The organism is Streptomyces filamentosus, assembly GCF_014654895.1.
Classification (GTDB): Bacteria; Actinomycetota; Actinomycetes; order Streptomycetales; family Streptomycetaceae; genus Streptomyces; species Streptomyces filamentosus.
Map to the genome: position 1 here is coordinate 3,173,482 of NZ_BNBE01000001.1, position 23,167 is coordinate 3,196,648.

The 23,167-nt window shown below is 72.1% G+C and carries 26 protein-coding genes; 13 read left to right on the forward strand and 13 right to left on the reverse strand.

What is annotated here, in order from left to right:
• Window positions 1–2: 2 nt before the first annotated feature.
• The 3 genes from IE326_RS14405 to IE326_RS14415 form a co-directional block, all read right to left on the reverse strand.
• On the reverse strand, window positions 3–2,063 hold the full coding sequence (locus IE326_RS14405) for a hypothetical protein (protein ID WP_190041688.1): 2,061 nt from the start codon (window positions 2,061–2,063) through the stop codon (window positions 3–5).
• Window positions 2,064–2,277: 214 nt separating this feature from the next.
• Window positions 2,278–2,730, reverse strand: a complete 453-nt coding sequence (locus tag IE326_RS14410; protein WP_150228906.1) for a nucleoside deaminase — start codon at window positions 2,728–2,730, stop codon at window positions 2,278–2,280.
• 31 nt (window positions 2,731–2,761) lie between these two features.
• On the reverse strand, window positions 2,762–3,046 hold the full coding sequence (locus IE326_RS14415; protein ID WP_190041689.1) for a GntR family transcriptional regulator: 285 nt from the start codon (window positions 3,044–3,046) through the stop codon (window positions 2,762–2,764).
• Between the two features lie 305 nt (window positions 3,047–3,351).
• Between IE326_RS14415 and IE326_RS14420 the strand changes: the two genes are divergently transcribed.
• The 3 genes from IE326_RS14420 to IE326_RS14430 all read left to right on the forward strand — a co-directional run bounded on the left by IE326_RS14420 (window position 3,352) and on the right by IE326_RS14430 (window position 6,016).
• Entirely contained in the window at window positions 3,352–3,696 is a 345-nt protein-coding gene (locus tag IE326_RS14420) for a hypothetical protein (protein WP_190041690.1), read from the forward strand.
• 697 nt (window positions 3,697–4,393) lie between these two features.
• The gene (locus IE326_RS14425) at window positions 4,394–5,140 is read left to right on the forward strand and encodes a DUF6879 family protein (RefSeq protein WP_190041691.1); all 747 of its coding nucleotides are present in this window, start codon (window positions 4,394–4,396) and stop codon (window positions 5,138–5,140) included.
• 24 nt (window positions 5,141–5,164) lie between these two features.
• The gene (locus IE326_RS14430; RefSeq protein WP_190041692.1) at window positions 5,165–6,016 is read left to right on the forward strand and encodes a helix-turn-helix domain-containing protein; all 852 of its coding nucleotides are present in this window, start codon (window positions 5,165–5,167) and stop codon (window positions 6,014–6,016) included.
• Between the two features lie 86 nt (window positions 6,017–6,102).
• Here IE326_RS14430 and IE326_RS14435 read toward each other — a convergent pair whose 3' ends face one another.
• Complete coding sequence (locus IE326_RS14435; RefSeq protein WP_190041693.1) at window positions 6,103–6,726, reverse strand: flavodoxin family protein; 624 nt, start codon at window positions 6,724–6,726, stop codon at window positions 6,103–6,105.
• 244 nt (window positions 6,727–6,970) lie between these two features.
• On the opposite strand from IE326_RS14435, the gene IE326_RS14440 reads away from it, so the two are divergent.
• Complete coding sequence (locus tag IE326_RS14440) at window positions 6,971–7,891, forward strand: DMT family transporter (RefSeq protein ID WP_150228902.1); 921 nt, start codon at window positions 6,971–6,973, stop codon at window positions 7,889–7,891.
• Here IE326_RS14440 and IE326_RS14445 read toward each other — a convergent pair.
• Both IE326_RS14445 and IE326_RS14450 read right to left on the reverse strand, forming a co-directional pair.
• A complete protein-coding gene (locus tag IE326_RS14445; protein WP_150228899.1) occupies window positions 7,803–8,684 on the reverse strand; it encodes a LysR family transcriptional regulator in 882 nt (293 codons plus the stop codon). The genes IE326_RS14440 and IE326_RS14445 overlap by 89 nt on opposite strands.
• A 55-nt stretch (window positions 8,685–8,739) precedes the next feature.
• On the reverse strand, window positions 8,740–9,138 hold the full coding sequence (locus IE326_RS14450; protein WP_190041694.1) for a PLD nuclease N-terminal domain-containing protein: 399 nt from the start codon (window positions 9,136–9,138) through the stop codon (window positions 8,740–8,742).
• 90 nt (window positions 9,139–9,228) lie between these two features.
• Between IE326_RS14450 and IE326_RS14455 the strand changes: the two genes are divergently transcribed.
• The 3 genes from IE326_RS14455 to IE326_RS14465 are packed head-to-tail and all read left to right on the forward strand — an operon-like array spanning window position 9,229 to window position 12,282.
• Window positions 9,229–10,680, forward strand: coding sequence for a menaquinone biosynthesis decarboxylase (locus tag IE326_RS14455; RefSeq protein WP_150228895.1), 1,452 nt, complete (start codon window positions 9,229–9,231; stop codon window positions 10,678–10,680).
• Window positions 10,680–11,582, forward strand: a complete 903-nt coding sequence (gene mqnP / locus IE326_RS14460; protein WP_190041695.1) for a menaquinone biosynthesis prenyltransferase MqnP — start codon at window positions 10,680–10,682, stop codon at window positions 11,580–11,582. Before IE326_RS14455 ends, mqnP begins: the two co-directional genes overlap by 1 nt.
• A 10-nt stretch (window positions 11,583–11,592) precedes the next feature.
• The gene (locus IE326_RS14465; RefSeq protein WP_150228891.1) at window positions 11,593–12,282 is read left to right on the forward strand and encodes a UbiX family flavin prenyltransferase; all 690 of its coding nucleotides are present in this window, start codon (window positions 11,593–11,595) and stop codon (window positions 12,280–12,282) included.
• Here IE326_RS14465 and IE326_RS41440 read toward each other — a convergent pair.
• On the reverse strand, window positions 12,279–12,404 hold the full coding sequence (locus tag IE326_RS41440) for a hypothetical protein (protein ID WP_267882329.1): 126 nt from the start codon (window positions 12,402–12,404) through the stop codon (window positions 12,279–12,281). The genes IE326_RS14465 and IE326_RS41440 overlap by 4 nt on opposite strands.
• Window positions 12,405–12,529: 125 nt before the next feature.
• Between IE326_RS41440 and IE326_RS14470 the strand changes: the two genes are divergently transcribed.
• Window positions 12,530–12,985, forward strand: coding sequence for an Lrp/AsnC family transcriptional regulator (locus tag IE326_RS14470; RefSeq protein ID WP_030495192.1), 456 nt, complete (start codon window positions 12,530–12,532; stop codon window positions 12,983–12,985).
• A 49-nt stretch (window positions 12,986–13,034) separates the two neighbouring features.
• Window positions 13,035–14,198 (forward strand): aminofutalosine synthase MqnE, encoded by a 1,164-nt coding sequence (gene mqnE / locus IE326_RS14475; protein WP_030755248.1) that lies wholly within the window; start codon window positions 13,035–13,037, stop codon window positions 14,196–14,198.
• A 54-nt stretch (window positions 14,199–14,252) separates the two neighbouring features.
• Here mqnE and IE326_RS14480 read toward each other — a convergent pair whose 3' ends face one another.
• Together IE326_RS14480 and IE326_RS14485 are read right to left on the reverse strand one after the other, a co-directional pair.
• Window positions 14,253–15,119, reverse strand: coding sequence for an AraC family transcriptional regulator (locus tag IE326_RS14480; RefSeq protein WP_150228889.1), 867 nt, complete (start codon window positions 15,117–15,119; stop codon window positions 14,253–14,255).
• 96 nt (window positions 15,120–15,215) lie between these two features.
• Window positions 15,216–15,749, reverse strand: a complete 534-nt coding sequence (locus IE326_RS14485) for a GNAT family N-acetyltransferase (protein ID WP_150228887.1) — start codon at window positions 15,747–15,749, stop codon at window positions 15,216–15,218.
• Window positions 15,750–15,951: 202 nt separating this feature from the next.
• Here IE326_RS14485 and IE326_RS14490 point away from each other — a divergent pair, with 202 nt between their 5' ends.
• On the forward strand, window positions 15,952–16,218 hold the full coding sequence (locus IE326_RS14490) for a DUF4229 domain-containing protein (protein WP_150228885.1): 267 nt from the start codon (window positions 15,952–15,954) through the stop codon (window positions 16,216–16,218).
• A gap of 46 nt (window positions 16,219–16,264) precedes the next feature.
• On the opposite strand, the gene IE326_RS14495 is transcribed toward IE326_RS14490, so the two are convergent.
• The 4 genes from IE326_RS14495 to IE326_RS14510 form a co-directional block, all read right to left on the reverse strand.
• Window positions 16,265–16,831 (reverse strand): GNAT family N-acetyltransferase, encoded by a 567-nt coding sequence (locus IE326_RS14495; RefSeq protein ID WP_190041696.1) that lies wholly within the window; start codon window positions 16,829–16,831, stop codon window positions 16,265–16,267.
• Entirely contained in the window at window positions 16,828–17,382 is a 555-nt protein-coding gene (locus IE326_RS14500) for a lasso peptide biosynthesis B2 protein (RefSeq protein ID WP_190041697.1), read from the reverse strand. Before IE326_RS14500 ends, IE326_RS14495 begins: the two co-directional genes overlap by 4 nt.
• Complete coding sequence (locus IE326_RS14505) at window positions 17,382–19,175, reverse strand: albusnodin/ikarugamycin family macrolactam cyclase (RefSeq protein ID WP_190041698.1); 1,794 nt, start codon at window positions 19,173–19,175, stop codon at window positions 17,382–17,384. Before IE326_RS14505 ends, IE326_RS14500 begins: the two co-directional genes overlap by 1 nt.
• A gap of 75 nt (window positions 19,176–19,250) precedes the next feature.
• The gene (locus IE326_RS14510; protein WP_190041699.1) at window positions 19,251–19,382 is read right to left on the reverse strand and encodes an albusnodin family lasso peptide; all 132 of its coding nucleotides are present in this window, start codon (window positions 19,380–19,382) and stop codon (window positions 19,251–19,253) included.
• Window positions 19,383–19,925: 543 nt separating this feature from the next.
• Here IE326_RS14510 and IE326_RS14515 point away from each other — a divergent pair.
• The 3 genes from IE326_RS14515 (at window position 19,926) to IE326_RS14525 (ending at window position 23,058) form a co-directional block, all read left to right on the forward strand.
• Entirely contained in the window at window positions 19,926–20,471 is a 546-nt protein-coding gene (locus IE326_RS14515) for a GntR family transcriptional regulator (protein ID WP_190041700.1), read from the forward strand.
• Entirely contained in the window at window positions 20,471–21,238 is a 768-nt protein-coding gene (locus tag IE326_RS14520) for a GntR family transcriptional regulator (RefSeq protein WP_190041701.1), read from the forward strand. Before IE326_RS14515 ends, IE326_RS14520 begins: the two co-directional genes overlap by 1 nt.
• A 488-nt stretch (window positions 21,239–21,726) precedes the next feature.
• Window positions 21,727–23,058 (forward strand): dicarboxylate/amino acid:cation symporter, encoded by a 1,332-nt coding sequence (locus IE326_RS14525; protein ID WP_190041702.1) that lies wholly within the window; start codon window positions 21,727–21,729, stop codon window positions 23,056–23,058.
• Window positions 23,059–23,167 lie beyond the last annotated feature (109 nt).

Genomic DNA, 23,167 nt, shown 5'->3' on the forward strand with positions numbered 1-23,167 from the left:
CGTCAGACTCCGTCCTCGCGCCCCGGCGGGAGCGAGGGCTCCCGCCAGGCGCGGATGTCCCGCGGCCAGTGCCCGGCCGCGTCCCACAGTGGACCGCTGCCGGTGAGGTGGCGGCCGGAGAGCCGGCGCAGTTCGTGTGCCAGCCGGTCGGCGACCTCCTCGTCGGGCAGCGCGAGCGGATCGGTGAGCAGCCATACGGCGTGCAGCAGGCGCCGTACGGACAGGTGCAGTTCGGCCGAGTCGGGGTCGAGTCCCGCGGGCAGCCGCGGGTCGGGGTCCTGGCCGAGGGCGACGGCCCGGCGCGGGTCGGGGCCGGTGCGGCCGCGCTCGCGCGGACAGGGCGCGGAGGCGATGAAGCGCAGCCGGCCGAGCCAGCCGAGGACGTCGGGCTCGGGGAAGGTGAGCCGCAGGTGGGCGACGGCCTCGGCGGTCTCGCCGAGCGCCAGGTCGTGGTGGAGCCGGTACGGGCCGGGCTGCGGCCCGTAGTGGCGGCGGAGGGTCTCGTGGACGGCCCGCCAGGCGGCGTAGTGGGGGTGGTCGCCGTCCGCGAAGCGCAGCCGGTGCAGCAGCAGGGCGCGCAGCAGCGGGTCGCCGACGAAGCGGCCGGGGTGCTCGGCCCAGTGCTCGGCGCGCAGCCGGTCGCGGACGCGGAGGGCGACGTCGCCGTCGAGGGACTCGCCGGGCAGCCGGGCCTGGGCGAGGCGGCGCGCGGACTCCTCGTCGTGGGCGGCGGCGAGGACGGCGTACGGCTCCGTGCGGGGGACCGGCAGGAGGGCGCCGAGGAGGGCGGGGACGACCGGCACGGGGGCGGTGTCCTCGCGGAGTTCCACGGTGAGGTCGAGGAGGTCGCCGGGGGTGAGGCCGGTGCGGGCGTCGGGCGGGGTCTCGCCGACGGCGCGGCAGAGCAGGTCGACGCCGAGGGGGCGGCCGCCGGTGAGCCGGTGGACGGCCCGGGAGAGGTCGGCGGGGGTGCGGCCCGCCGGGTCGTGGCGGTCGAGGGCGGCGCGGGTCTGGGCGGGGGTGAGCGGGGTGAGCTCGACGGCGAGGAGACCGGAGCCGACCCGGCTGGTGCGGGGGCAGGGGGCCTGGTGGGCGGTCTCGGGCAGCCGGACGCGGGTGGCGTGGCGCAGCGCCTCGTGTTCGCGCGGCCGGGAGGTGGCGAGGACGACGGTGTGGTCGCGGCGGCCGTCGGCGCGGGCCCGCAGAATCGGTTCGACCAGGGCGCGGCCGACGGGTTCGTGCGCGTTGTCGAGGAGCAGCAGGGGGCGGCCGACGCGGCTGCCGACCTTCAGTCCGGTGTAGGCGCGGTGCAGGTCCTCGGTGAGGGTGAGGACGAGGAAGGACTCGGCCTCCTCGCGGCGCGGCCCGCCCTGCGCGAAGTCGACGGCGAGCTGCTGGAGCCCGGCGCGGCCGCGCCCGCCGGCGTTGCGGTAACCGCCGAACCAGTCCTCGGGGGCCTTCCTGAAACGGCTGAAGAACTCCTCGACGACCGTCTCGACGGTGGCCTCGGCGATCAGCCCCGCGAAGGGGGCGCCCGCCTCCGCGGCGGTGCCGGCGAGCTTGGCGAGGACCTTGCCGACCCAGGAGGCGGCGGCGGTCCGCCCGGCGTCGACGGTGGCGAGCAGCGGCCCGAGCCGCAGCAGGTCCCGGCGGGCCCGCTCGTCGTCGTCCCGGGTCCAGCCGACCGAGGTGACGGCGACGAGGCCGAGCGACAGCCGGGGGAAGGGCACCGGCTTCACGGCCTCGCCGCGCCGGCCGAGCTGCACGGCCAGTTCGGCGAGGGCGCCGGTGACGGGCGACCAGCCGGCCCCGTGGTCGGCGGGCTCCTCGACGTGCCCGCAGTCGAGCAGGGCGAGCGGGGTCAGGCCGCGGTAGCGGTTGCGGACCTCCTTGAGCAGCACCGTCTTGCCCATGCCGCGGCCGCCGGTGAAGACGGTGACGGGCGGGTCCTCGCCGTGCTCGAAGGGCACGCGCCCGTGGCCGTACGGTCCGAGCCCGACGAGCCGCGCGGCGAGCCCGCGCGCCTCCAGAACCGCCTCGCGGCCGTACAGCTCTCGGTCCACCCGCCACCCCCGTCGCAGTCAACACGAGGATATAGACGGTGTGTTGGGAACAGGAGTGTGTTTTCGGGTCTGTTGCTGAGGCGTTGTCGGTCCGTGGCGATCGCGTCGAGCCGCTCCCGGAGGTGTCGGTGGGACTCGCCGCCGTGGACCGCCGTCCCGGCCGGCGCCCGCGGCGCGGGACCGCGGGCGCGGTCGGCCAGGGGAGGGGCGGGCCTCACCCCTGGCCGATGTCCTCGTTCCACAGCTCGGGCCGATCGGCGACGAACCCCCGCATCAGCGCGGCGCACGCCGGATCGTCCAGCACGACGACCTCCACCCCGTGCTCCGCCAGCCAGTCCCGCCCGCCCCGGAAGGTCCGGTCCTCCCCGACGACCACCCGCGAGATCCCGAACTGCCGCACGAGCCCGGAGCAGTACCAGCAGGGGGAGAGGGTGGTGACCATGGTGGTCCCCCGGTACGAGCGCTGCCGCCCGGCGTCCCGGAACGCGGCGGTCTCCGCGTGCGCCGACGGATCCCCGTCCTGCACCCGCCGGTTGCGCCCCCGCCCGAGCAGCTCCCCGCCGCCCCCGTAGAGCGCGGCCCCGATCGGCACCCCGCCCTCGCCGAGCCCGGCCCGGGCCTCCTCGAACGCGGTGGCCAGCCACCGGCGCGCCTGTTCCTGGTCCATGGGGGGAGCCTTCCCCGGCGGGGCGCCGGGATCACGCCCGGTGCGTGCTTCCGTCCGCCGGGAGGGGATCGGCGACGAACGTGCCCTTGCCGTGGACGGTCACGATCAGGCCCCGCTCGCGCAGGACCCCGGCCGCGCGGCGGACCGTCAGGTAGGCGACGCCGTACTCCACGGCGAGGTCCCGCTCGGCGGGCAGGCGGGCGCCCGGTCCGAGTTCGCCTGCGGCGATGCGGGCGGCGATGTGATCGGCCACCGCGACGTAGACCAGTTGGGGGCCCTGGGGGTTGAACTCGGGGATCTTTCCGCTGTCGGGCACACGCCCAACGTAAGCATCGAATACCTGTGCGAACCACTGATGAGCTATGCAGAGCTATACATGCCTTATAGGGTTGCGGGACGCGAAGACCCCGGCGAGGTGGCTAGACCTCCCGGGGCATGGCCACCAACTTTCAACGGAGTTGATGACGTGCGGAACCTTATCGTGCACGCCCTGATCCCCTTCCTCCCTCTCCTCCTCTGGAGGCTCGTGCCGGTGGCGCGACGGCGGCGCCGGTGGACGTTGTGGCTGGCCACGGTCGGCGTGGACCTCGACCGCCGGAACATTCACGCCGAGGTCACCCGATGAGCCGGTGCGGGGCGCGGCGGTCCGTGTACGCCGTCGCGGAGGCGGTCCGGCCGGTGTGGGGCGGGTCGGTCTGCGTGCTCGACGTGGGCCACGGCGGCCTGCACCGCGACCGCGCGGGCGACGGCTGGTGGGTGACGCCGGAGATCGCCGACGCGGTCAGCGCGTCCCTGGCGGCCCGCGTCCTCGCGGTGGAGCCGGAACCCGAACCGGAATTCCGCTCGCCGCGCTGCATCGTCGGCCGCCACGACCGCTGCCGCGATCACGCACCCCGCGACAGCGGCGTGCCGGGGGTGCGGTACCTCGTGTGCGGATGCCCCTGCCATCCCGCCGCCGGGGCGTGAGGCGCCACGCTCCGCTTCCGTCGGCCGCGCCGGCGACACCGTCCGTGCCGCGCACAAGGCGGTGGGCGGGTGGGTCGGAGGTGGGAAGTAAGGCCCCGGCGAGGAGTACGTCGCCGGGACCGCCGGCTTCCGTCGCCGCCCACCGCTACCGGTCATGGCACGGGCACTGGCACTTGGGGACGAGGAGGATGTTCCCGCCCGAGTGGGGCAGGGGCACGTCCTCGGTCCGGCGGCACCATCCGTGAACGTCCCCGTAGCCGGGCCGCTCACCCAGTCGGCACTCTGGGGACAGGACGCGCGGCCGGGCCGTGGGCCGTCCGGTCATCGGGGGCGCCCTTACGCCGGGCACTTCCCCAGATGCCGGTACACGACGGAGAGAGCCCCGGACTGCCGTTCCAGCGTTCCCCTCCGGACGCGCTCAAGGGGCCCGATGGGCCTCATGCACGCCGGGCACGTCTCCCCCTTCGGGGCGTAGGTGGTGTACTCCCAGCGGCTGGCGTCGGTGTCTGCTGATGTGGTGGCCATGTCGTACCCCTGCATCGGTCGCGGTTGGTGACTCGACGTTAGGAAAGGGGAGTTGGGGACAAGGGAGAGTATTCTCGGTTATTCTCGCGCGCCCTCTTGGGATGCCTCGACATTCGCGGGCGGCCTCGGACACGCTGGGTCTCGTCGTTCCACGCGGGAGAGGTGATGGAGCATGGCGCGCAGGCTGCGGTTCAACGGCACGGGCTCGGGCGGCGGGGGTTGCCCGTCGATCCACGAGGACCTGGAGTCGGGAGAGGTGATCGTGCACGGGCCCCCGCTGACTGGCTCTCAGGACGTGGCCCAACTGCAGCATCTTTCTGATGGGGAAGTCGCTGTAGTCGTCCCCCGGGAGCTGCTGACGGACTGGACGCCGAAGGACAGGACCCGTCAGGCCCGGATCATCGACCTGGACGCCTTCGCGAAGTTGTTCGAGGCCTTCGAGCACACCGCGTGGCGGCTGGAGACCCGCAGGCGGTTCGCGTCCGACGAAGCCACCGACACGTGGGCGCAGTTCTCCGCCGGTCAGCCCATCGAATGGGACTACGAGGACGACTGGTGCGCGAACGTCCGCGCCCAGACCGCGCAGGGCAAGAGGTTCGAGCGCGTGCGCATCGTGGACAGTCCGCCCACCCCGGGGCAGCTCTACCTGATGGACAACGCCAAGAGGAACTGTGCCGTTGGCGAGGACATCAGGAACCTGTCCCGGGCGCAGGCGGATGAACTCCATCTCCCCTCCGAGGACTTCTGGTTGTTCGACAGCCGGCTCGTTGCGCTGCTGCGGTTCGGCGATGACGACGACCTCGTGGACGTGGAGCTGATCACCGAACCGGCCGAGGTTGTCCGGTACGCCGTGGTCCGTGACGCGGCATGGCATCACGCCGTGCCCTACCGGGGGTTCGGGGAAGACCTGAGCAAGTAGGACGAACGCAAGGAACGGGTACCGGTGAGCACGGACTATCAGAGGGCACGCGAGGAACTGGGACGGAGACTGCGAGAGCTGCGCTCCGAGAGTCCTCGCGGCCGTCTCACCGGTACCGCCCTGGCCGGGATGCTCGACTGGCCGCAGTCGAAGATCAGCAAGCTGGAGAACGGCCGCCAGACCCCCACGGCGGAAGACCTCCGGGCATGGGCGGACGCCACCGGCCGCCCGGAGGCGTACGAGGAACTGCACGCCCGTCTGAGGGGCTTCGAAAGTCAGATCAGGTCGTGGCGTCGCCAGCTCGCCCGGGGGCACCGCCCCGTGCAGGAGGCGTGGAGTGCGATCACCGACGACGCCCACGCACTGCACGTGTGGGACTCGTTCGTCGTGAACGGCCTCCTCCAGACCCCGGACTACGCCCGCGCCGTCTTCGGGCACTACTCCATGCTCCAGAACTCCCCCCGTGACACCGAGGACGCGGTACGGGCCAGGATGAAGCGGCAGGAGTGGCTGTATCGGCCGGGCCGGAAGCTGCACCTGCTGATGTGGGAAGGGGCGCTGCACGCCAGGGTGGCCCCTCCCGAGGTCCTGGCGGCACAGTGCGACCGCCTCGTGGGAGCTGTGGGGCTGGACACCGTGGACCTCGGGATCGTGCCTCTGGACGCCGCCCTGAGCATTCCGCCCGCCAACGCGTTCTGGATCTTCGATGACCGTCTGGTGATCACCGAGGACTGGCACGCGGAGCTGTACCTGGACGACGCCCCCACCGTCGCCCTCTACCGCCGGGTCTGGGACACCCTGCGCGAGTCGGCCGTCTACGGCGCGGCTGCGCACCGCGCGATCAGCCGAGTCCGGCGCTCGCTCGACGCCGGCTGAGAACTCCCCTGCCCCCTTGATCGGAAACGCAGGGGGTTCTCGTCCAGGAGGTGGTGGACGCACGGGACCGGGCCCGGCCGCCGGGATCACGCCCCCGTGAGCGCCTCCTCCTTCTCGTACGCGAAGAGGGCGGGCGGGGCGTCGTTCTCGAAGAAGGTCCTGGCGCGGGTGAGGGCGGGCTCGTCGGCGCGGATGCGGCCGGGTCGGGAGGCGGTGCCGAGGAGGACGCCGCCGAAGCGCATGCGCAGGTAGGCGGCGGAGTTGTGGAGGGCGGTGGTCAGGCCGTCGGCGACGACGTGTTCGTCGTGGGCCATGGCGGTGACGCCCCAGAGGGTGCGGCCGGCCATGTGCTGCTTGAAGTCGGAGCCGGGGACGTTGAGCCAGCCGGACCAGTAGTCGAGGTAGCGCTTGGTCTGGGCGGAGAGGGTGTACCAGTACAGGGGGGAGACGATGACGATGTCGGTGGCCTCCCTGGTCGCCCGGCGGAGTTCCTCCTCGACCTCGCCGGGGCGGTGGTCCTCGTCCTCGTGGCGGCCGTCCTGGAAGTCGGGGAGGTCGAGGCGGTTCAGGTCCACCCAGCGCTGGGGCACGGAGGCGGGGAGGTGGGCGGCGGCCTCGCGGGCGAGGATCTCGGAGTTGCCGTCGGGGCGGGAGCTGCCGAGGACGAAGAGGAAGGAGCGGCCGGGGCCGGTCGCTGCGTCGGGGGTCATGTCTGCTCCGGTTTCCTGGGGGCACGGGGCCGTGTGCGGGACGGTGGGGTGGTGCGGGGCGGTGCGGGGCAGTACGGGGTGGTGCGATGGTGCCAACTGCACGTCGTGCGCGGGTATTCCGCCTCCGCTGTGTTTTCTGGCGGCGGGTTCCCTCCCGGCCCATCGGTTTCTTCGATGGGGGCATCGGGAGGACGGTGCGGTGGCCCGTGGACCGGGGCCGGGCCGCCTCCGTAGCGTCGCCGGCATGAGAAACGAGACCAGGGGAACCGTCGAACTGACCCTCGCCATGGTGCTGTCGGGCACCCTCGGCGTCTTCGTCGTCGAGTCCGGGGCGTCGCCCTTCGAGGTGGTGTTCTTCCGCTGCCTCTTCGGGGCGGTCGCGCTCGGCCTGTACAGCCTGGCCCGGGGGTACTTCCGGGGGCACGGCTTCACGCGGCGGTCGTTCGGACTCGCGCTGCTCGGCGGGGTGTTCATCGTCTTCAACTGGGTGTTCCTCTTCGAGGCGTACGCCGCTTCCTCGATCTCGCTGGCCACCGTCGCCTACCACACGCAGCCGTTCTTCCTGGTGCTGCTCGGCGCCCTCCTCCTGCGGGAGCGGATCCCGGCGGGGAAGCTGGGCTGGCTCGCGGTCGCCTTCGCCGGGCTCGTGCTCGTCTCCGGGGTGCGGCCGGGCGACACCGCCTCCCTGAAGGGGCTCGGGTACGCGCTCGCCGCCGCCGTGCTGTACGCCCTCGCCACCTTCGTCACCAAGCGGGTCACCGGTGTGCGGCCGCACCTGATCGCCCTCGTGCAGGTGGTGGCCGGGGTGCCGCTGCTGCTGCCGTTCGCCGACTTCGGGGCGGTCGCCGGGCTGGGCGCGGGGTGGGGGTGGCTGGCCGGCCTCGGTCTGATCCACACCGGGCTGATGTACGTGCTCATGTACGCGGCCTACGCCAAGCTGCCCACCCCGAAGATCGCGGTCCTCGCCTTCACCTACCCGGCGGTCGCGATGGTCGTCGACTGGGCGGTGTACGGGCACCACATCGGGCTCGTGCAGGCGCTCGGCGTGCCGCTGATCGTCCTGGCGAGCCTGCGGGTCACTCTCGCGCGAGCCGCCGCGCCTGCTCCACGAACAGTCGCACGTGGGCCGGAAGCCGCTTCCCCCGCCGCCACGCGAGCTGCGTGAAGAGGGTGAAGGGCGGCTCCCAGCCGAGCGCCACGAGCGCCCCGGACGCCAGTTCCTCCTGGACGGTGATCCGGGGCAGCAGCGCGATCCCGAGCCCGGAGGCGACCGCCCGCTTGCTCGCCTCGATGGTGCCGAACTCCAGGAACGCCGGGGCCGCCGCGCCGCCGGCCGCCAGCTCCGCCTCGAAGAGGTCGCGGTAGGCGCAGCCCGGCTCGGTGCCCACCAGTGCGGCGTCCACGAGGTCGGCGGCGGTCAGTCCCGTACGGCCGGCGAGGGGGTGGCCCGGCGCGGCGACCAGGGCCAGCGGTTCGGGCGCCAGGACCTCGGACTCCAGGCCCTCGTGCTCGGTGCCGGCCTCCATGAGGAACCCGAGGTCGTACGTGCCCTGCCGCAGGGCCTGCCGGGTGGCGTCGCCGAGGGTGGGGCGCAGCGAGAGCCGGACGCCCGGGTGGCGGTGGTGGACGTACTCCAGGAGCGGCGGGAGCCGGTAGGTGGTGAGGGACTCCATGGTCCCGACGGTGATCGTCCCGGCCGCCTCCCCGTCGGCGACGGCCGTCCGGGCCTCCTCCGCGAGCTCGGCCATGCGGCGCGCGTACGGCAGCAGCCGCTCGCCGGCCGGGGTGAGCCGGATGCGGCCGCCGAGCCGGTCGAACAGCCCGGCGCCGAGGGAGGTCTCCAGGGCCTTGATCTGGGCGGTCACGCTGGACTGGGCGTAGCCGAGTTCGGCGGCGGCGCGGGTGAAGGAGAGCACTTCGGCGACCTTCTCGAAGGTCGCGAGGAGCCGCAGCTCCATCAGACGTCCCCGGAGCGGGCGGGGGCCCGTCGGGTGGTGGCGGGCCGGGGCGCCGTCACGAGTCCTTGTCCCCGGCGTCGCCCTCGCGGCCTTCCCGGTCCTCCCCGGCCTCGCGGCGCCTCAGCTCGTCCTCGCGGCGCTTCAGGTCGTCCTCCCAGTCCTTGAACAGGGCCTCGTCCCGCTGCTTGCGCTCATCGGAGAGCGACTTCAGGAACTCCGGGTTGTCGTCCGGGGCCACCCAGCCGCCGGACCGCCGTCCGGCGCCGCCGACGCGGTGCCGTTCCTTCCCGGCGACGAGCCAGCCCACCGAGCCGACCAGCGGGAAGAGGAGGATCACGAGGACCCAGATCACCTTCGGCAGGTGCTTGACCTCGTCCTCGGGCGTGTTCAGGCAGTCGATGAAGGCGTAGATGAGCAGTGCCAGCGGCAGGATGAACAACAACGCCCTGAGCATGTGGTGCGGCCCCCTGGAAGCGGTGGCGGGGGCGCGTCGAGTCGGCCCCGGTGACACCTCCAGCGTAGCCGGTGACCGATACTTGCCCGTATGGCTCACGACGATCTCCGCTCGCTGCTCAGGGCGCTGGAGCGCGAAGGCGACCTCAAGCGCATCAAGGCCGAAGTCGATCCGTACCTTGAGGTCGGGGAGATCGTCGACCGGGTGAACAAGGCGGGAGGCCCCGCGCTCCTCTTCGAGAACGTGAAGGGCGCCTCCATGCCCCTCGCGATGAACGTGTTCGGCACGGACCGGCGGCTGCTCAAGGCCCTCGGCCTGAAGTCGTACGGCGAGATCAGCGAGAAGATCGGCGGACTGCTGAAGCCGGAGCTGCCGCACGGCTTCGTCGGCGTCCGGGAGGCCTTCGGCAAGCTGGGCTCGATGGTCCACGTGCCGCCGAAGAAGGTGAAGGACGCCCCGGTGCAGGAGGTGGTCCTCACCGGCGACGACGTCGACCTCGACCTCCTCCCCGCGCTCTTCACCTGGCCGAAGGACGGCGGCTCCTTCTTCAACCTGGGCCTCACCCACACCAAGCACCCGGAGACCGGCGTGCGGAACCTGGGGCTCTACCGGCTCCAGCGGCACGACAAGCGCACCATCGGCATGCACTGGCAGATCCACAAGGACAGCCGGAACCACTACGCGGTCGCCGCCGAGCGCGGCGAGCGGCTGCCGGTCGCGATCGCCTTCGGCTGCCCGCCGGCCGTGACGTACGCCTCCACCGCGCCGCTGCCGGGCGACATCGACGAGTACCTCTTCGCCGGCTTCGTGCAGGGCAAGCGGATCGAGATGGTCGACTGCAAGACCGTGCCGCTCCAGGTCCCGGCGAACGCCGAGGTCGTGATCGAGGGCTGGCTGGAGCCGGGCGAGATGCTGCCGGAGGGCCCCTTCGGCGACCACACCGGCTTCTACACCCCGCAGGAACCGTTCCCCGCGCTGAAGATCGACTGCATCACCATGCGGAAGCGCCCGCTGCTCCAGTCGATCGTGGTCGGCCGGCCGCCGACCGAGGACGGGCCGCTGGGGCGGGCGACGGAGCGCTTCTTCCTGCCGCTGCTCAAGATCATCGTGCCGGACATCGTGGACTACCACCTGCCGGAGTCCGGCGGCTTCCACAACTGCGCGATCGTCTCGATCGACAAGAAGTACCCGAAGCACGCGCAGAAGGTCATGCACGCCATCTGGGGCGCCCACATGATGTCGCTGACCAAGCTGATCGTCGTGGTCGACAAGGACTGCGACGTCCACGACCTGCACGAGGTCTCCTGGCGGGCGCTCGGGAACACCGACTACGCCCGCGACCTGACGGTCGTCGAGGGCCCGGTCGACCACCTCGACCACGCCTCCTACCAGCAGTTCTGGGGCGGCAAGGCGGGCATCGACGCCACGAGGAAGCTGCCCGAGGAGGGCTACACCCGGGACGGCGGCTGGCCGGACATGGTGGAGTCGGACCCGGCGACGGCGGCCCTGGTGGACCGCCGCTGGAAGGAGTACGGGCTGTGATGGCCACGGCCGCCGTGCCCGGCGCGCAGCCGGGCCGCACCAAGGCGTTCCTGCGGCTCGTGATGATCGAGCACTCGGTCTTCGCGCTGCCCTTCGCCTACATCGCCTCGCTCACCGCGATGTTCCAGCTGGACAAGGAGATCCACTGGTGGACCCTGTTCCTGGTGACGGTGTGCATGGTGGGGCTGCGGACCTTCGCGATGGCCTGCAACCGGATCATCGACCGGGAGATCGACGCGCGTAACCCGCGCACGGCCGGCCGCGAGCTGGTCACGGGCGCGGTGTCGGTGCGCTCGGCGTGGACCGGCGCGGGGATCGCGGTCGTCGTCTTCCTCGGCGCGGCGGCCCTGCTGAACCCGCTCTGCCTGGCGCTGGCGCCGCTGGCCGTCATCCCGATGGTCGTCTACCCGTACGGCAAGAGGTTCACGAACTTCCCGCACGCGATCCTGGGCCTCGCGCAGGCGATCGGCCCGATCGGCGCCTGGCTCGCGGTCACCGGTGCGTGGTCGTGGGACGCGGTGATCCTGGGCCTGGCGGTCGGCGTCTGGATCGGCGGCTTCGACCTGATCTTCGCCTGCCAGGACGTGCAGGCGGACCGGGCGCACGGCGTGATGTCGGTGCCGGCCCGCTTCGGCATCCCGGCGGCCCTGTGGGGCGCCCGCGCCTCCGCCGTCGTCACCACGGGACTGCTGGTCTGGTACGCGCTCGCCACCGGCGCCGGGATCTTCTTCTGGGTCGGCCTGGTGATCGTCGCCGCCGCCTTCTGCTACGAGCACTCGATCGTGAAGCCGCACGACCTGTCGCGCCTGAACAGGGCGTTCTTCACGACCAACGGCTTCATCGGCATCTCGCTCTTCCTCTGCGCCCTGCTCGACCTGCTGGTCCGCGGGCTCACCCCGTAGGCTCCGCAGCATGAACGACGGCAAGCGCACCCCCTGGGTCGTGGGGGTCTCCGGGGCGTCGGGTACGCCCTACGCGGCGTCCGTGCTGAGGGGGCTGCTCGCGGCGGGTGAGGGCGTCGACCTGGTGGTGTCGCGGGCCTCGCGGCTCACCCTGCTCGACGAGACGGGCATCGGCTTCCGCGACGCGCACTGGCGCGAGGACCTGGCGGCGTGGCTGGCGCGGGGCGCGGACGGCAAGCCCGACGCGTACGACGTGCCGGTGGAGGCGCTGGAGGACGTGCGGTACTGGCCGGCGGGCGACCTGGCGGCGGGGCCGTCCTCGGGGTCGTACCCGGCGAAGGGGATGCTGATCGTGCCGGCCTCGACCGCCGCGGTGGCGGGAGTGGCGCTCGGTCTGTCGAAGGACCTGCTCCAGCGGGTGGCGAGCGTGACGCTCAAGGAGCGGCGGCCGCTGGTGGTCGCGGTGCGGGAGACCCCGCTGAGCGGGCAGACGCTGAGGCAGATGGTGGCGCTGGACGAGGCGGGCGCCGTGGTGCTGCCCGCCTCTCCGGCGTTCTACGCGGGGGCGACGCACATCCAGGACCTGGTGGACTTCGTCGCGGGGCGGGTGCTCGACGCGGCAGGGGTGCCGCACGAGCTGTACCGCCGGTGGCGGGGGGAACTCGGAGGAGGAGCTCCGGGGGTTCCCCGTGCCGGTTAGCGCTTCTTCGCGGCCTTCTTCGTGGCCCGCTTCGAGGCGGAGGCGGTCTGGTGGGCACGCGAGCGGTTGGCCAGGTCCTGAAGCTCGCGCATACGGGCGTAGGCCATCTCGATCGTGTACACGGTGTTCTCACTCCTGAAAGATCGTCTTTGATCTGTTGAAAGATTCGCAGGGCTGCAACCCCTGCATGCCTTAGATTCTATACCTAAACTTGCGGTATCGCTGGACAATGGAAGGTCGTATACCTATGGACGCCGTGGACAGGCAGCTCATCCAGGCCCTGCGCGAGAACGGCCGCGCCTCCTACGCCGAGCTGGGCCGGCTCGTCGGGCTCTCCGGCCCCTCCGTCACCGACCGCATCAACCGCCTGGAGGCGGCCGGGGTCATCACCGGCTACCGCGCCACCGTGGACGCCGCCTCCCTCGGCCTCGGCGTCACCGCCCTCATCGGCATCTCCCTCTCCGACGCCGCCGACCACGAGGACGTGGCCCGCCGCCTGAAGGACCTCGCCGAGATCGAGGACTGCTGGTTCATCGCCGGCGACGACTCCTTCATGCTCAAGGTCCGCGCCAGCGACGTCGACGGTCTGGAGAAGACGATCCGCCGCCTCTCCGGCACCAAGGGCGTCTCCCGCACCCGCACCACGATCGTGCTCTCCACCAAGTGGGAGAACCGGGTCGGAGATCTGCCCGAGGAGGGCTGAGAGTACGGTGGGTGAAGCCTGATTTCGGAGATATGGGAGGCGGCCGGAGATGGACGCTGGGCTCAAGCGGGAGCTGGAGCAGAAGGTGCTCGCCGGGGAGCGGCTGAGCCGTGAGGACGGCATCGCCCTCTACGACTCCGACGACCTCGCCTGGCTCGGCGGGCTGGCCCACGAGGTCAGGACCCGCAAGAACGGCGACGTGGTCCACTTCAATGTCAACCGGCATCTGAACATGACCAACGTGTGCACCGCCTCCTGCGCCTACTGCTCCTTCCAGCGCAAGCCGGGGGAGAAGGACGCGTACACGATGCGCATCGAGGAGGCCGTCCGCCTCGCCAAGGCGATGGAGAACGAGAACCTCACCGAGCTGCACATCGTCAACGGGCTCCACCCCAACCTGCCCTGGCGGTACTACCCGCGCTCGCTCTCCGAGCTGAAGAAGGCCCTGCCGAACGTCTCCCTCAAGGCCTTCACCGCCACCGAGATCCACCACTTCGAGACCATCTCGGGCATGTCGGCCTCCGACATCCTCGACGAGCTCATCGAGGCGGGCCTGGAGTCGCTGACCGGCGGCGGCGCCGAGATCTTCGACTGGGAGGTCCGGCAGCACATCGTGGACCACCGCACCCACTGGGAGGACTGGTCCCGGATCCACCGCCTCGCCCACGAGAAGGGCCTGAAGACCCCCTCGACGATGCTCTACGGGCACATCGAGGAGCCGCGCCACCGCGTCGACCACGTGCTGCGGCTGCGGGAGCTCCAGGACGAGACCGGCGGCTTCCAGGTCTTCATCCCGCTGCGCTACCAGCACGACTTCGTGGACATGCAGGACGGCAAGGTCCGCAACAAGCTCCAGGCGCGCACGACGATGGCGACCGGCGCGGAGGCCCTGAAGACCTTCGCGGTCTCCCGGCTCCTCTTCGACAACGTCCCGCACGTCAAGGTCTTCTGGGTCATGCACGGCGTCCAGACCGCGCAGCTCGCGCTCCAGCACGGCGCGGACGACATGGACGGCTCGGTGGTCGAGTACAAGATCACGCACGACGCCGACAACTACGGCACCCCGAACAAGCTGACCCGCGAGGACCTGCTGGAGCTCATCCGCGACGCGGGCTTCCGGCCGGTCGAGCGGAACACCCGGTACGAGATCATCCGCGAGTACCCGGGCCCGGACGCCGACCGGCGGGAGACGCCGCAGGCGATGCGCGTCTGAGGCCCGTCCGCGCGGGACGGAGAGGCCCGGCGGGTGATCCCCGCCGGGCCTTCCTCACGCCCCGGTGCGCTCCACCGGGATCCACAGCTCCGCCGCCGCCGTCGTCCAGTCCGCCGAGGGGCGGACCGAGAGGATCTCGGGGCCGGGGCGGCTCTCGTACGGGTTCGACGGGAACCACTCGGTGAAGACGTCCCGCCACAGGTACTGGAGCGCCTGCGGGTAGGGGCCCTCGTTCTCGAAGACGGCCCAGGTGCCGGCGGGGACGTCCAGGGTCTCGTACGGCTCCGGCGCCCGGTCCTTCGCGACCGCGCCGTACCAGTGGTCGAGCTCCACGCCCTCCTCGCGGCTGCCGGAGAGGTGGACGACGGCGGAGACGAGCCCGGCGGGCTCCCCGGCCGACAGGGCGGCGAGCCGGCCCAGCGCCTCCTGGCCGAGGCCCCGGATCTGGGCGGCGATCGCCGGGTTCTCGCCCTGGTGGACGAGCGGGACCCTGGCCCGGTCCCCGACGATCCGGAAGGCGTCCCTGGTCACGGTGCGGTACTTCATGCTGCTGTTCCCTTCGACGACGAGCCGGAAGGACATGCGCGGCTGGGCGGTGAGCGCGGCCCCGGTGCGGCGGGCCTCGCCGGGGCCGACGCCGTGGAACGCGCGGAACGCGCGGGCGAATGCCTCCCCGGAGCCGTAGCCGTACCGGACGGCGATCTCCAGGAGCGTCCGCTCCCCGGCGAGCACCTCGGCGCCCGCGACGGTGAGCCGTCTGCGCCGCACGTACTCCGACAGCGGCATCCCCGCGAGGGCGGAGAAGAGCCGCCGGAAGTGGTACTCGGAGGTGGCGGCGATCCGGGCGAGCGCGGCGGGGTCGAGCTCGCCGTCGAGGCGCGCCTCGACGTGGTCGAGGGCCCGGTTCAGTCCGTCCAGCACGGGGCCTGTCCTTCTCTCTCTGGTTCGGTCCCCCCACCGTAGGAACGGGGCGCGGCCCCGGACCCGACAATCCCTGCCCGATCGGGTCGGGTCGGGTCAGGTCAGGGGCAGCAGCATGGTGATGTCGTCGCGGTCGTCGCCGGGGGCCACGCGGATCGCGCCGGGCACCCGCCCGACCTCCTTGTACCCGGCCCGGGCGTAGAAGGAGTCGACGCCGGTCCCGCCGCGGACGCCGAGCCGGATCGCCTCGACGGCCTCGAAGCCGGGGGCGGTGCGGGCGGCGTGCTCCACGGCGGCCATGAGGTCGAGACCGTACCCCTTGCCCTGGTGGCGGGGGTGGACCATCACCGTGTACAGCCACACCCAGTGGGTCATCAGGCGGTGCGCGTTGAAGGCGAAGAAGGCGGTGGCGGCGATCCGGCCGTCCTCGTCGCGGCCGACGAGGAGCCGGGTGGTGCCCCGGTCCATGCCGGTGAGGTGCTTGAGGAGGGAGGGGCGGATCTCCTCGGGGGTGACGGGCGGGACGAAGCCGACGGCGCCGCCCGCGTTGGAGACGTCGGCCCAAAGGGCGAGGACGCCGTCGGTCAGGGAGCGGTCGACCGTCGGATCGACCTCGAAGGTAAGGGTCATAGATGGACTGTATCTATTACTTCAGGGAGGGCTCAAGAGGATTCCGTCCCTCGGACGCCCCGCCCGGCGCCCGCGACCCCCGGCCGGTCCGGCCCGCCCCGTCCCCACCCCCCTTCGGGCGGCCGCCGCCCCCCGTGCTTCACTGGAGGACGGCTCGTCCCGTATGGGGAAGATTCGGAACCTCGGAACGAAAGAGTGGGTCATGCTCCGCTACTCGCTGATGCGGCTCGGCATCTTCGCCGGGTGCTTCCTCGCCCTGTGGGGCCTCGTCTACGCCGGCGTGCTCCCGCGCGGCCTCGGCGACTCCAACCTCCTGTGGGTCCTCCTCCTCTCCATCGTCGTCTCCGCCCCCCTCAGCTTCGTCCTGCTCCGCAAGCAGCGCGACGACCTGAGCGCCGAGATCGTCGAGAAGGTCGACCGCGCCAAGGGCCGCCTCGACGCCAACCGGACCCGCGAGGACGCGCTCTGAGGGAGCGGCCGGGGGTGGGATCCGGGAGTGTACCCAGGGCCGGGCGTCACTCCCCGGAGAGCAGGGCCCTCACCGCCGAAGGCCCGTTGAAGTCGGCCGAGAGCGCGTCCATCAGCACCTCGTCGCAGACCTCTCCGAGCCAGTAGCCGGACTCCCGCAGCCTCCCGGCGTGCCGGAAGCCGGCGCGTTCGTACGCCGCGACGGCCGCCGAGTTGGGCGCCAGCACCTTCAGCCAGACCATGCGCAGGGCCGACACGTGGAACGCGTAGTCGAGGGTGAGGCGGGTCGCCTCCGCGCCCAGGCCGCGTCCGCGCGCTTCCCTGGCGAGCATGACGACGAACTCGGCCGTGCGGACGGAGTCGTCGGGCAGGAGTGTGGTCACGCCCACGGGGACGGGTTCGTCGCCGGTCAGGTCGTAGACCGTGAAGCGGATGTTGGCCCCCCGGAGCTGGTGCGCCATGCCCTCGGCACGGGCTTCCAGTGACTCGGGGACCTGTCGGCCGTAGCCGACCATCAGCGTCGGGTCCTGTTCCCACCGCCAGTAGGTCTCGGTGAGGTCCGCCCGGTAGGGGCCCAGGGCGCAGGTGGGGGTGGAGAGCCAGAGGTCGGTCACGGAGCAGCTCCGATGGTGAGGGCCGTGGTGCAGGCGCGGGTCGATGCGGGCTCGGCGATGGGGACGCCGTCGTGAGTGGCGATCCAGGCGTGGAGGCGGACGGGGTCGGGGGCGACACCGTGGTGCCAGACGACGGAGCGGCGGCGCAGGGCGAGGAGCAGGACGGCGGCGGCCGATTCTTCCAGGCAGGCGGTGCGGTCGGGAGAGCTCCAGGCGGCGCGCCGTACGGCGCCGACGGCTGAGGCCGCCTGCCGGGTGTCGGCGGGCCCGACGGTGACGGAGTGGGCCGCACGCACGATGCGCAGGACGCGTCGCATGGCAGTCCGCCGGGGCCCCGCGCGTTTTACGGCGAGGACGAGGAAGAGAGCGGTGGCCGCCAGGGGGCTCCACGCGCCAGGTGGCCGGGTCAGCCCGGCGGGATGCTCCGTGCTGCCCCAGCTCGCGGCCGGGGCGGTGGTCGGGCCGGACCTGGCCGGGAGCGCGCAGCGGACGCGGCCCGTGTCGTAGTCGATGAGGACGCGGACGTGTCCGAAGTCGACGAGGGCGTCCATCAGACCGCCTTCCCGGGGACGGGGGAGGCCCATACCGGTGGGGGTGTGCGGTCGATCGCGTGCAGCCAGGCGTCCACGGTGAGCGCCTGCTCGATGGTGGCCAGCGGCATGGGCACTCCGGCAGAGGCCCGCCGCACGTCGGCCCGGAAGCGGGCCAGGTCGAGCAGGCCGAGTGCGGCGAGGCGCAGGCCCGCCGAGTCGAGCAGTTCGGGCAGGGCGGCGCGCATGCCGCTGTAGTGGTCGGCCTCGAAACCGCCCTTCGTCGTGCGGGCACGGACCTCGGCGGGCAACGTGTCGGCGAACGCCTTGGTCAGGGTCGGCTTGTAGGCGTGGAGCGGAGGCCGGTCGCGGAGCGGGGTCCGCAGGATCGCGTCCACCACCCGGGCGTCCAGGAAAGGGTTGTGCAGGTCGATTCCTTCGCTCGCCGCCAGTTCGGCGTCCGCGGCGGCCGTGCGGGCCACTTCCCGGATCTCGTCCACGAGGACGCGGACGGAGGCGTCCAGCCCCGGGAGGACGTCGGGCCGGGCTGCGGCCCGTTCGGCGGCCCGTGCGAGGAGCCGGAGGGCGTCCGGAGTCGCCCAGGGCGGGACGGGCAGGGTGGGGAACCAGCGGACGTCGCCCGTGCCCAGGCGCTCGCCGGGGTTCGTGGCCAGGCGGGCCAGCGCCTGGGCGCGGGTGGTCCGCGCCATGGCCGCGGCGTCCCGGAGCAGGGGCGTGACCGGAGTGCGGCGGAGCCGAGCCCAGCCGACGGCCTCGCCCGCCGCCCGGCGGTAGTGGCCGTGGTGTACGAGATCGGCGAGATGAGCGGGCGGCTGGAACAGGACGCTGTCGCCGCCGTCCCCGGTCAGATGGGTACGGGTTCCCAGCGTTTCCCGCATCCATCGGAGCTGTCCGAGGAGACGAGTGTGCGTGAGCGTGGACGGAGCGGGCTCGTCGGTCACGGGTACGCCGTGCAGGCGGGTGTACGGCCGGTGCGCGGCGGTCAGGGGAAGCGGCCGGTGCGCGATGCGTCCGTTCGAGGCGGCGACGGCGAGCCGGGCGTACGAGAGGTCGGCTCCGTCCGTCATCCCCTCCGGGTGGACGGTGACGGCGTCGAGTGGGCGGTCGAGCATGGAGGCGGCGACGACGGAGAGCGTGGTGGAGTCCAGCCCGCCGGACAGGTCGCCGGCGAGCGCCGGGTCGGCGGTGGCCCGGAGGCGTACGGCTGAGGTCAGTGCATTGCGCAGCCGCAGGTGCGGCGGTCCGCCGACCGGGTCGGGACGCCAGGTGGCAGAGGCCGCGTACGGACTGCCGTCAGGGGGAAGTGCCACGCGGCAGCCCGGCGGGAGCTGTTCGACCCCGTCGAAGTGGCTCCGGCCTTCGGCGAGGACCGGTAGGGACGGGGCGAGCACGGCACAGGCCAGTCGTTCGACGTCGATCCGGGAGCCGGCCAGGGCCGCGAGGAACCTCGCCGACGTGGACCAGGCCCACGTTCCTTCCCACGCGACCGCGTACACGGGCAGCGCGCCCACCGGATCGGTGTGCACGACCACGCCGTTCCCCGCGTCCTCCATCACCGCGTACGCACCGGGCCACCGCCACGCGACGGACGCGGGCACCGCCCGGCGGGCCAGGCCCCGGACCTCGCCGTCGTCCGCCCCGCACGGTCCGGCGACGAGCACGCACCGGTCGGCGTGCCGCGCGACGCGTACGGGAATCCCGCCCGACCGCCAGGCGGTCGGCGCGGCGAGGACGTGCGCACCGACCGGGTGGGGCAGGCCGGGCCGGTTCGCGCTGAATCCCCCGATGGGCATCCGGTCACTCCTTCGTTCCGAGGGGTCGGGGATCGGGGAGTGGCCCCGGCGGGAAGCCGGGGCCACTCGACGGGGTCAACAGTTGTAGGCGCGCCGCTTGTCCTCGCTCTGGCCGCCGCCCTGGCCCTCGGTCAGTTCGGCGGCGTCCCCGATGTCGAGGACCTCTGCCTCGGCAGGGGTGTCCTCCGTGTGCGACAGATCGGTCATGGCTGTTCCTTTCCGTGGTCGGTCCGTGCGGATCCCGTTCGTCGGAACGGGACGATCTCCCTCCCCTTCCGCGGGGAGGTCGCGGCCCGGGGCGGGCCGGATGTTGTCGGCCGCCGTGGTCCAGGCGATGCCTGCGGCGGGTTGGAGGTGTGCGATGCGGAGGAGCCGGCCGTCGTGCCGTTCGTGGACGACGGCCGTCAGCACCCCTTCACCTCCGCTCGCGATGTCGCGGACCCTTCGGCGGAGGAGAGGGTGCCCCTCCAGCCCTTCCGCGTCCGGCTCGTTCACCGCTCGGGCTCCTCCTCGGCATCGGACCACCGGTCGAGGAAAATCCGCCACCCGGCCTCGGCACGGGCTCGGAGGGCCGGGCTCAGGCCTGCCGGTGGCACGGGGGCAGCGGGCTGCGCCGCGTCAGGGTCCGTCGTCTCCATGCCTCAGACTTTAAGCGCAAGCCGCTTTAAGTGGCAAGCCCTTAAGGTTGAGCTCGGCTCTTCGGGGGTGAGGAAGTAGGGTCACTGGCAACAGTGAGCTGGAGGTAGGCACATGTCGGGCGATGCGTGGATCAGTGAGACCGCGCCGTACCTGGCCCCGCGCGAGCCCGGTCGGAGCGACGCGTGGACCGATGAGGCCGCCCGCCGGGGGCGTCGTGGTGGCCAGCGGCTTCTCCACGCGGGCGAGGTGGAGGCACCCGAGGCGGTCCGTGTCGCTCTGGGGCTCGCCGAGGGAGAGCGGGTGGTCGTCAGGCGTCGGTTGATCCTGCTGGACGACCACCCCGTGGAGCTGGCCGACTCCTACTATCCGCTCTCCGTCGCGGGCGGCACGCCCCTCGCGGAGCCGCGCAAGGTGCCCGGCGGCGCCGTCACCCTGCTCAAGGAGCTGGGGTACACCGGCGCCGAGGTCGTCGAGGACGTGAGCGCCGCCCTGGCCGGCGCGGAGGAGCGCGGACACCTGGAGCTGGCCGAGGGGAGCGCCGTCCTCCGGCTTCTCCGGCTGACACGGACCGCCGACGGGGTGCCCATGGAGGCGTCCCTGATGACCATGCCGGCCGGCAGGCACCTCACGTACCGGCTCGGGAAGCAGGGTGCGTGATGGCGAGGGAGATCAAGGACCCGAGATCGCCGCACCAGAAGATCGCGGCGGAGCTCCGGCGGCGGATCACTCGCGGAGACCTCCTGCCCGGCAGCAAGCTGGGCTCGACGGCCGAACTGATGGAGCAGTACGGCGGCGTGGCCAACACGACCGTCCAGAAGGCACTTCAGATGCTGAAGGCCGAGGGGCTCCTCGAAGGGTTGCCGGGCAAAGGCGTGTACGTGCGGCAGCACGCACAGGAATGCGTCGAACCGGTCGCCTACATGAGGCCGGCGAGGCCGGGCGAGCCCTACCCGTGGGTGTCCGAAGCCGCGAAGCGGCAGCAGGTCGGCAGATCCCGGCTCCTCGACGTCGAGGTCGTCGTCCCGCCGGTGGAGGTGGCCGAGGCCCTGCGGCTCGGGGACGGCGAACGGGCCGTGCTCCGCAAGCAGCTCCTGTTCCTGGACGAGGAGCCGACGGAGCTCGCGCGGTCGTACTACCCGCTGGGTCTGGTCGAGGGCACCGCCGTACTGGAGCGGAAGCTGATCCGGGGAGGTACGCCGGCGCTGCTCGACTCGATGGGGCTGCCCCCGCGCGAGTTCGTGGACGAGCTGTCGTCCGAGATCCCGACGGAGGAGGAGGTCGTGGCGCTGGAGCTCCCGAAGGACATGCCCGTCCTCGTCGCCTTCAGGGTCGTCTACTCCGACGGCGGGCGTCCGATCGAGGCCACGTTGATGACGAAGGCGGCGCACCGGTACCGGATGCGCTACCGGCTGCCCGTCCCCTAATCCCGTCCCCTAATCCCGCCCCCTGGCCCCGTCCCTGATCCCTTCCCCTGTTCCCGCCCCACGGCCCCGCCCCGTGCCCCCGTCCGGAGGCCCCGTGAGGGGATTCCGTATGCGGGGGAGGGGTGTAAGGGCTGCGTAAGGTTCCTCACAGGTGGGGTGCCCCTGGTGTGAGTCGCATGGGTTTCCATGGCTCTGGCCAGGGGCTTTCTGCGTTTCGGTCGGGGGTGGCCGGTTCCTGCCCTCAAAGAACAGCTTTGAGGTTCTCAAAGTTCAAGTGTTAACGTATCGGCCATGACGACAGCAGTGCGCCTCTCTCACGCCCCGGGCACCCCGCTCGTGGCGCGCCTGCACGTCGACCTCTGCCGCTGTATGTCCGCGGTCTGTTGCCGCGTGCTCTGACCCGGCATCATGCAGCGGCCCGCGTGAAAGCGTGTGTGTGCCGCACCCCCGTCCCCGTATTCCCCCCGATACGCATCTGTGGAGTGCCCGTGTCCGCGTCCGCCACCGAGGCCAAGCCCTCGTCCCGGATACCCAAGGTCCCCTTCTGGGCCCAGATCGTCGCCGGTCTCGTGCTCGGCGTCCTGCTGGGCTGGATCGCCCGCAGCCAGGACGTCGCCTGGCTCAAGGAGACCCTGATCCAGGTCGGCGGCATCTTCGTCCAGCTGCTGAAGCTGGCCGTCGCCCCGCTCGTGTTCTTCGCGATCCTGGTCTCGATCACCAACCTCCGGAAGGTCAACAACGCGGCCCGCCTCGCCGCCCAGACCCTCCTCTGGTTCATGATCACCTCGCTCGTCGCGGTCGCCATCGGCATCACGATCGGCCTGGTCACCAACCCCGGCGCCGGCACCGGCCTCACGCCCGCCGACGGCAAGGCCCCCGAGGGCCAGGGCAGCTGGATCGACTTCCTCACCGGCATCATCCCGACGGACGTCATCACGCCGTTCACCGAGCTGAACGTCCTCCAGATCGTCTTCATGGCCGCCGTCGCCGGCATCGCCGCCCTCCAGCTCGGCGAGAAGGCCCAGCCGATCCTCTCCCTCTCCGAGTCGATCCTGGAGCTGCTCCAGAAGGCCCTGTGGTGGGTCATCCGCCTCGCCCCGATCGGCACCGCCGGCCTCATCGGCAAGGCGATCGTCAACTACGGCTGGGACCTCCTCGGCAAGTACGCGACCTTCACCGCCGACGTCTACATCGGCTGCGCCCTGGTCCTCTTCGGCGTCTACCCGCTGCTGCTCGCGACCGTCGCCAAGGTGAACCCGGTCCAGTTCTTCAAGGGCGCCTGGCCCGCCATCCAGCTGGCCTTCGTCTCCCGCTCCTCGGTCGGCACCATGCCGGTCACCCAGCGCGTCACCGAGCGCCTCGGCGTCCCGAAGGAGTACGCCTCCTTCGCCGTCCCGTTCGGCGCCACCACCAAGATGGACGGCTGCGCCGCGATCTACCCGGCGCTCGCCGCGATCTTCATCGCGCAGATCTTCGACGTCCAGCTGGGCGTCAAGGAGTACCTGCTCATCGCCTTCGTCTCGGTGATCGGCTCCGCCGCCACCGCCGGCCTCACCGGTGCCACGGTCATGCTGACGCTGACCCTCTCCACCCTGGGCCTCCCGCTGGAGGGCGTCGGCCTGCTCATGGCGATCGACCCGATCCTCGACATGATCCGGACCGCCACCAACGTCGCCGGCCAGGCGCTCGTCCCGGTGATCGTCTCCGCCCGCGAGAAGATCCTCGACCTCACCGCGTACGAGAACGCCTCGGCGTCCCCGATCGACGGCCCCGAGGACACCCGCGAGGCCGCCCCGGAGAAGGTCGCGGTCGCTGCCTGACCCCGTCCCCCGACGCCTGCGTGCCCCTCGCCCCCGTCCGGGCGGGGGGCACGTAGGCTTTCGCGGACGACTCGGCGATCGATCTTGGAAGCGGGGCGGAGAAGACGCG

Bases quoted from the DNA above. Each gene is read 5' to 3' on its own strand.
- IE326_RS14440 (WP_150228902.1), top strand. From the start codon at position 6,971: ATGAGAAACGAGACCAGGGGAACCGTCGAACTGACCCTCGCCATGGTG.
- IE326_RS14490 (WP_150228885.1), top strand. From the start codon at position 15,952: ATGCTCCGCTACTCGCTGATGCGGCTCGGCATCTTCGCCGGGTGCTTC.
- IE326_RS14425 (WP_190041691.1), top strand. From the start codon at position 4,394: ATGGCGCGCAGGCTGCGGTTCAACGGCACGGGCTCGGGCGGCGGGGGT.
- mqnE (WP_030755248.1), top strand. From the start codon at position 13,035: ATGGACGCTGGGCTCAAGCGGGAGCTGGAGCAGAAGGTGCTCGCCGGG.
- IE326_RS14515 (WP_190041700.1), top strand. From the start codon at position 19,926: ATGTCGGGCGATGCGTGGATCAGTGAGACCGCGCCGTACCTGGCCCCG.
- IE326_RS14435 (WP_190041693.1), bottom strand. From the start codon at position 6,726: ATGACCCCCGACGCAGCGACCGGCCCCGGCCGCTCCTTCCTCTTCGTC.
- IE326_RS14520 (WP_190041701.1), top strand. From the start codon at position 20,471: ATGGCGAGGGAGATCAAGGACCCGAGATCGCCGCACCAGAAGATCGCG.
- IE326_RS14420 (WP_190041690.1), top strand. From the start codon at position 3,352: ATGAGCCGGTGCGGGGCGCGGCGGTCCGTGTACGCCGTCGCGGAGGCG.
- IE326_RS14450 (WP_190041694.1), bottom strand. From the start codon at position 9,138: ATGCTCAGGGCGTTGTTGTTCATCCTGCCGCTGGCACTGCTCATCTAC.
- IE326_RS14465 (WP_150228891.1), top strand. From the start codon at position 11,593: ATGAACGACGGCAAGCGCACCCCCTGGGTCGTGGGGGTCTCCGGGGCG.
- IE326_RS14505 (WP_190041698.1), bottom strand. From the start codon at position 19,175: ATGCCCATCGGGGGATTCAGCGCGAACCGGCCCGGCCTGCCCCACCCG.
- IE326_RS14410 (WP_150228906.1), bottom strand. From the start codon at position 2,730: ATGGACCAGGAACAGGCGCGCCGGTGGCTGGCCACCGCGTTCGAGGAG.
- IE326_RS14500 (WP_190041697.1), bottom strand. From the start codon at position 17,382: ATGGACGCCCTCGTCGACTTCGGACACGTCCGCGTCCTCATCGACTAC.
- mqnP (WP_190041695.1), top strand. From the start codon at position 10,680: ATGGCCACGGCCGCCGTGCCCGGCGCGCAGCCGGGCCGCACCAAGGCG.
- IE326_RS14510 (WP_190041699.1), bottom strand. From the start codon at position 19,382: ATGACCGATCTGTCGCACACGGAGGACACCCCTGCCGAGGCAGAGGTC.
- IE326_RS14445 (WP_150228899.1), bottom strand. From the start codon at position 8,684: ATGGAGCTGCGGCTCCTCGCGACCTTCGAGAAGGTCGCCGAAGTGCTC.
- IE326_RS14485 (WP_150228887.1), bottom strand. From the start codon at position 15,749: ATGACCCTTACCTTCGAGGTCGATCCGACGGTCGACCGCTCCCTGACC.
- IE326_RS14470 (WP_030495192.1), top strand. From the start codon at position 12,530: ATGGACGCCGTGGACAGGCAGCTCATCCAGGCCCTGCGCGAGAACGGC.
- IE326_RS14455 (WP_150228895.1), top strand. From the start codon at position 9,229: ATGGCTCACGACGATCTCCGCTCGCTGCTCAGGGCGCTGGAGCGCGAA.